Source organism: Kitasatospora sp. NPDC057512 (assembly GCF_042802135.1).
Taxonomy (GTDB): domain Bacteria; phylum Actinomycetota; class Actinomycetes; order Streptomycetales; family Streptomycetaceae; genus Kitasatospora.
The window spans coordinates 1-5626 of record NZ_JBHVET010000588.1; the positions used below are offsets into that span (position 1 = coordinate 1).

The 5626-nt window shown below is 73.5% G+C and carries 4 protein-coding genes; all 4 read left to right on the forward strand.

Annotated elements, in window-relative coordinates; translation table 11 throughout:
• A partial coding sequence (locus ACFU6K_RS29675) for a DUF5682 family protein (protein WP_380668171.1) occupies window positions 1–1893 on the forward strand: 1893 nt, incomplete at its 5' end.
• A 93-nt stretch (window positions 1894–1986) separates the two neighbouring features.
• Window positions 1987–3168, forward strand: a complete 1182-nt coding sequence (locus ACFU6K_RS29680; protein WP_380668173.1) for a VWA domain-containing protein — start codon at window positions 1987–1989, stop codon at window positions 3166–3168.
• Window positions 3169–3470: 302 nt separating this feature from the next.
• On the forward strand, window positions 3471–4643 hold the full coding sequence (gene sucC, locus ACFU6K_RS29685) for an ADP-forming succinate--CoA ligase subunit beta (RefSeq protein WP_380668175.1): 1173 nt from the start codon (window positions 3471–3473) through the stop codon (window positions 4641–4643).
• An 18-nt stretch (window positions 4644–4661) separates the two neighbouring features.
• Complete coding sequence (sucD, locus tag ACFU6K_RS29690) at window positions 4662–5552, forward strand: succinate--CoA ligase subunit alpha (protein ID WP_074003930.1); 891 nt, start codon at window positions 4662–4664, stop codon at window positions 5550–5552.
• Window positions 5553–5626 lie beyond the last annotated feature (74 nt).

Genomic DNA, 5626 nt, shown 5'->3' on the forward strand with positions numbered 1-5626 from the left:
GTCGAGCACCGCGCGCCCGGCACCGACCCGCTGGCGCCGTTCGCCGCCGTCGCCGAGGCGATGGGCGCGCTGCGCGCCGAGGGCCTCGGCGAGTCCCGCCGGGACCTGCTGCGCGAGGCGTACATGCGCCAGCAGGTCCGCGCCGCCCGGCGGGCCGGTCACCGGCGGATCGCCGTGGTCTGCGGGGCCTTCCACGTCCCGGCGCTGGAGCGGATGCCCACCGTCGCCCACGACCGGGCGCTGCTCGCCGGGCTGCCGAAGAAGGTGCGGACGGACATCACCTGGGTGCCGTGGACGCACCGCCGGCTCTCCCAGGCCACCGGCTACGGCGCGGGCGTGCAGTCGCCCGGCTGGTACCACCACCTGTTCACCACCGACGGGGACCCGGTGCCCCGCTGGCTCACCCGGGCCGCCGACCTGCTGCGCGCCGAGGACCATCCGGTCTCCTCCGCGCACGTGATCGAGGCGGTCCGGCTCGCCGAGACCCTGGCCGTGCTGCGCGGCCGCCCGCTCGCCGGGCTGACCGAGACCCTGGACGCCGTGCGCGCGGTGCTCTGCGAGGGCTCGAACGTCGCCCTGGAGCTGGTCCGGGACCGCCTGGTGGTCGGCGACGCGCTCGGCGAGGTCCCGGACGCCGCACCGGCGGTGCCGCTCCAGCGCGACCTGACCCGGTTGCAGCGCTCGCTGCGGCTCAAGCCCGAGGCCGCGCCGAAGGACGTCGACCTCGACCTGCGCAAGGAGACCGACGCGGCCCGCTCCCGGCTGCTGCACCGGCTGCGGCTGCTGGGCGTGGACTGGGGCGTGCCCGCGCGCTCCTCGGTGAACTCGACCGGGACGTTCCGGGAGAGCTGGCGGCTGTGCTGGCAGCCCGAGTTCGCGGTCCGGATCGCCGAGGCCGCCCAGTGGGGCACCACGGTCGAGGAGGCGGCGGCCAACAAGGCCGTCGGCACCGCCCGGGCCGCCGAGGAACTCGCCGAACTGACCGGCCTGGTGGAGACCTGTCTGCTGGCCGGGCTGTCCGGCGCGCTGCCCGCCGTGATGCGGGTGCTCGCCGACTGCGCGGCCCTGGACACCGACGTCGCGCACCTCGCGGGCGCGCTGCCCGCCCTGGTCCGCGCGCTGCGCTACGGCGACGTGCGCGGCACCGACCACGGCGCGCTGGCCGAGGCGGCCTCGGGGCTGGCCGAGCGGATCTGCGTCGGGCTGCCGCCCGCCTGCGTCGGCCTGGACGCCGAGAGCGCGGCGACGATGCGCGGCCGGCTCGACGAGGTGCACGGCGCGATCGGCCTGCTGGCCGCCGATCCGGGCACCGCCACCACCTCCGACACCACCTCCGGGTCCGTGCCGGAGACCGACGGCCTGGCCGACCGCTGGGCCGCCGCCCTGGGCTCGCTGGCCCGCCGCGAGCCGGCCGGCGGACCGGCCACCGGAGCCCCCGGGCTGCTGCGCGGCCGGGCCGTGCGCCTGCTGCTGGACGACGGCCGGCTCGACTCCGAGGAGGCCGGCCGACGGCTCCGGCTGGTGCTCTCCGTCGCCAACGCCCCGGCGGACGCGGCCGGTTGGGTGGAGGGCTTCCTGACCGGCGGCGGCGCCCTGCTGCTGCACGACCCGCGGTTGCTCGCCCTGCTGGACGAGTGGCTGACCGGGGTGAGCGACGAGGTCTTCACCGACGTCCTGCCGCTGCTGCGCCGCACCTTCGCCGCACTGGAGGCGGGCGTGCGCACCACCATCGGCGGCCGGGTCGCGGCCGGCCCGCTCGACGAGCTCCCGGCCGTCCGGGCCGCGGCCGGCGAGCTGGACCGGGCCCGTGCCGACGCCGCCGTCCCCGTGGTGGCCCTGCTGCTCGGGATCCGTCCGACGATCCCCCGGCAGGCCGCGGGCCGGGACACCTGACCCCCGGCCCGTGCACCCCCGCGCACCCCACCCGTGACACCCGACACCCATGACACCCGACCCATGACGCCCGACCCGGCGAAGGAGGACGAGATGGCAGCGCCCACGACCGACGAACGGCTGCGCCGCTGGCGGCTGGTGCTCGGCGGCGAGGCCGACGGCACCGGCTGCACCCTGCGCGGCCGCGACGCCGCGATGGACGGCGCCCTCACCGCGCTCTACCGCGGCGCCCCCGAGGAGGGCGCCCGGGCCGCCCGCGGCGGCCGCCGCGCCGCCGGGCTGGGCGGCTCGGCCCCGCAGGTGGCCCGCTGGCTGGGCGACATCCGCACGTACTTCCCGTCCACCGTCGTGCAGCTGATGCAGCAGGACGCGATCACCCGGCTCGGCCTGGACCGGCTGCTCCTGGAACCGGAGATGCTGGAGGCCGTCGAGCCGGACGTGCACCTGGTCGGCACCCTGCTGTCGCTCAAGCACGCGCTGCCCGAGACCACCCGGGAGACCGCCCGGGCGGTGGTCGGCAAGGTGGTCGCCGACCTGGAGCGCCGACTCGCCGACCGCACCCGGGCCACCCTCGGCGGCGCCCTCGACCGCAGCGCCAGGGTCAACCGCCCCCGCCACCGCGACATCGACTGGGACCGCACCATCCGGGCCAACCTGAAGAACTACCTGCCCGAGCACGGCACCGTCGTCCCCGAGCGGCTGGTCGGCTACGCCCGCGCCCAGCGCGCCGTGAAGAAGGACGTCATCCTCTGCGTCGACCAGTCCGGCTCGATGGCGCCCTCGGTCGTCCACTCGGCGGTCTTCGGCGCGGTGCTCTCCTCGATGCGCACCCTGGACACCCGCCTGGTCGTCTTCGACACCTCGGTGGTCGACCTCACCGAGCAGCTCACCGACCCGGTCGACGTCCTGTTCGCCACCCAGCTCGGCGGCGGCACCGACATCAACCGCGCGCTCGCCTACTGCCAGTCGAAGATCACCCGGCCCTCCGAGACCGTCGTGGTGCTGATCAGCGACCTGTACGAGGGCGGCATCCGGGACGGCATGCTCAAGCGGGTCGCCGCGATGAAGGCGGCCGGCGTCCAGTTCATCGCCCTGCTCGCGCTCTCCGACGAGGGGGCCCCGGCGTACGACCACGCGCACGCCGCCGCCCTGGCCTCGCTCGGCGCGCCGGCCTTCGCCTGCACCCCGGACGCGTTCCCGGAGATCATGGCGGCGGCCATCGAGAAGCGCCCGATCCCGCGGGGCCTGATCAGGGGGGCCGACCAGGGGGCGTGAGGAATTCACCCGGACGCGCTAATCCGCGCGGTCGGCGGACCGGCCGCCCGCCCTGTCCCGCCGGGCTATTTGTGACGGTTCTCACCCGGGGTGGACAGGCCCCGGGCGGAACAGCCCGGCCCTGCGGGGATAACCTGCCAGACGGACGTGACGCGCGTGTTGATTGACGTGAGCGCCCGTGGCTGTGTGGGCCGCAAGGCCGTACCTCTGCGTACCCGCACCGCCCCGACGACCCGCAGCGAAGATCCTGCCGTGGCACGCTCGTAGAGACACAATCCGCGACCACGAACAAGGACAAACACGTGGACCTGTTCGAGTACCAGGCGAGGGACCTCTTCGCCAAGCACGGCGTGCCCGTGCTTGACGGCGATGTCATCGAGACCGCCGCAGACGCTGCCGCCATCGCGGAGCGCTTCGGCGGCCGCGCCGTCGTCAAGGCTCAGGTGAAGGTGGGCGGCCGAGGCAAGGCCGGCGGCGTCAAGCTCGCCGCCGACCCGGCGGACGCCGTCGCCAAGGCCGAGCAGATCCTCGGCATGGACATCAAGGGCCACACCGTTCACAAGGTGATGCTGGCCCAGACCGCGGACATCAAGGACGAGTACTACGTCTCGTTCCTGCTGGACCGCACCAACCGCACCTTCCTGGCCATGGCCAGCGTCGAGGGCGGCGTGGAGATCGAGGTCGTCGCCGAGCAGAACCCCGAGGCGCTCGCCAAGATCCCGGTCGACGCCAACGAGGGCTGCACCCCGGAGAAGGCCGCCGAGATCGTCGCCGCGGCGAAGTTCCCGGCCGAGGTCGCCGACCAGGTCGCCGAGGTCCTGCAGAAGCTGTGGACCGTCTTCATCAAGGAGGACGCCCTCCTCGTCGAGGTCAACCCGCTGATCAAGTCCGGTGACGGCAAGATCATCGCGCTCGACGGCAAGGTCTCCCTGGACGAGAACGCCGAGTTCCGCCAGCCCGAGCACGAGGCCCTGGAGGACAAGGCCGCGGCCAACCCGCTGGAGGCCGCCGCCAAGGCCAAGGGCCTGAACTACGTCAAGCTCGACGGCCAGGTCGGCATCATCGGCAACGGCGCGGGCCTCGTCATGAGCACCCTCGACGTGGTCGCCTACGCCGGTGAGAACCACGGCGGCGTCAAGCCCGCCAACTTCCTCGACATCGGTGGCGGCGCCTCCGCCGAGGTGATGGCGAACGGCCTGGAGATCATCCTGGGCGACCCCGACGTCAAGTCGGTCTTCGTCAACGTCTTCGGCGGCATCACCGCGTGCGACGCGGTCGCCAACGGCATCGTGCAGGCCCTGGCGCTCCTGGAGAGCAAGGGCGAGAACGTCACCAAGCCGCTGGTCGTCCGCCTGGACGGCAACAACGCGGAGCTGGGTCGCAAGATCCTCGACGACGCCAACCACCCGCTGGTGCAGCGCGTGGACACCATGGACGGCGCCGCTGACCGCGCCGCCGAGCTGGCCAACAAGTAAGGAAGGGGACTTAACACCATGGCTATCTTCCTTACCAAGGACAGCAAGGTCATCGTCCAGGGCATGACCGGCGCCGAGGGCATGAAGCACACCCGCCGCATGCTCGCCTCCGGCACCCAGATCGTCGGCGGTGTCAACCCGCGCAAGGCCGGTACCACGGTCGACGTCGACGGCACCGAGATCCCGGTCTTCGGCACCGTCGCCGAGGCCATGGAGAAGACCGGCGCCGACGTCACCGTCCTCTTCGTGCCGCCGGCCTTCACCAAGGCCGCCGCGATCGAGGCCATCGACGCCGAGATCGGCCTGGCCATCGTCATCACCGAGGGCGTCCCGGTGCACGACACCGCCGCCTTCTGGGCGCACGCCGGTGCCAAGGGCAACAAGACCCGCATCATCGGCCCGAACTGCCCGGGTCTGATCAGCCCCGGACAGTCGAACGCCGGCATCATCCCGGCCGACATCACCAGCTCCGGCAAGATCGGTCTGGTCTCGAAGTCCGGCACCCTGACCTACCAGCTCATGTACGAGCTGCGGGACATCGGCTTCACCTCGGCCGTGGGCATCGGTGGCGACCCGGTCATCGGCACCACCCACATCGACGCGCTCAAGGCCTTCCAGGAGGACCCGGAGACCGAGCTCATCGTCATGATCGGTGAGATCGGTGGCGACGCCGAGGAGCGTGCCGCGGCCTTCATCGCCGAGCACGTCACCAAGCCGGTCGTCGGCTACGTCGCGGGCTTCACCGCCCCCGAGGGCAAGACCATGGGCCACGCCGGCGCCATCGTCTCCGGCTCCTCGGGCACCGCCCAGGCGAAGAAGGAGGCCCTCGAGGCCGCCGGTGTCAAGGTCGGCAAGACGCCGTCCGAGACCGCCCGCCTGGCCCGCGAGATCATCGCCGCCCAGGGCTGATCCCGCCCCGCGCGTGACGAGCGCCCCCGCCCTCCCCGGGCGGGGGCGCTCGCCGTTTCCGGCGCGCCCTCGGT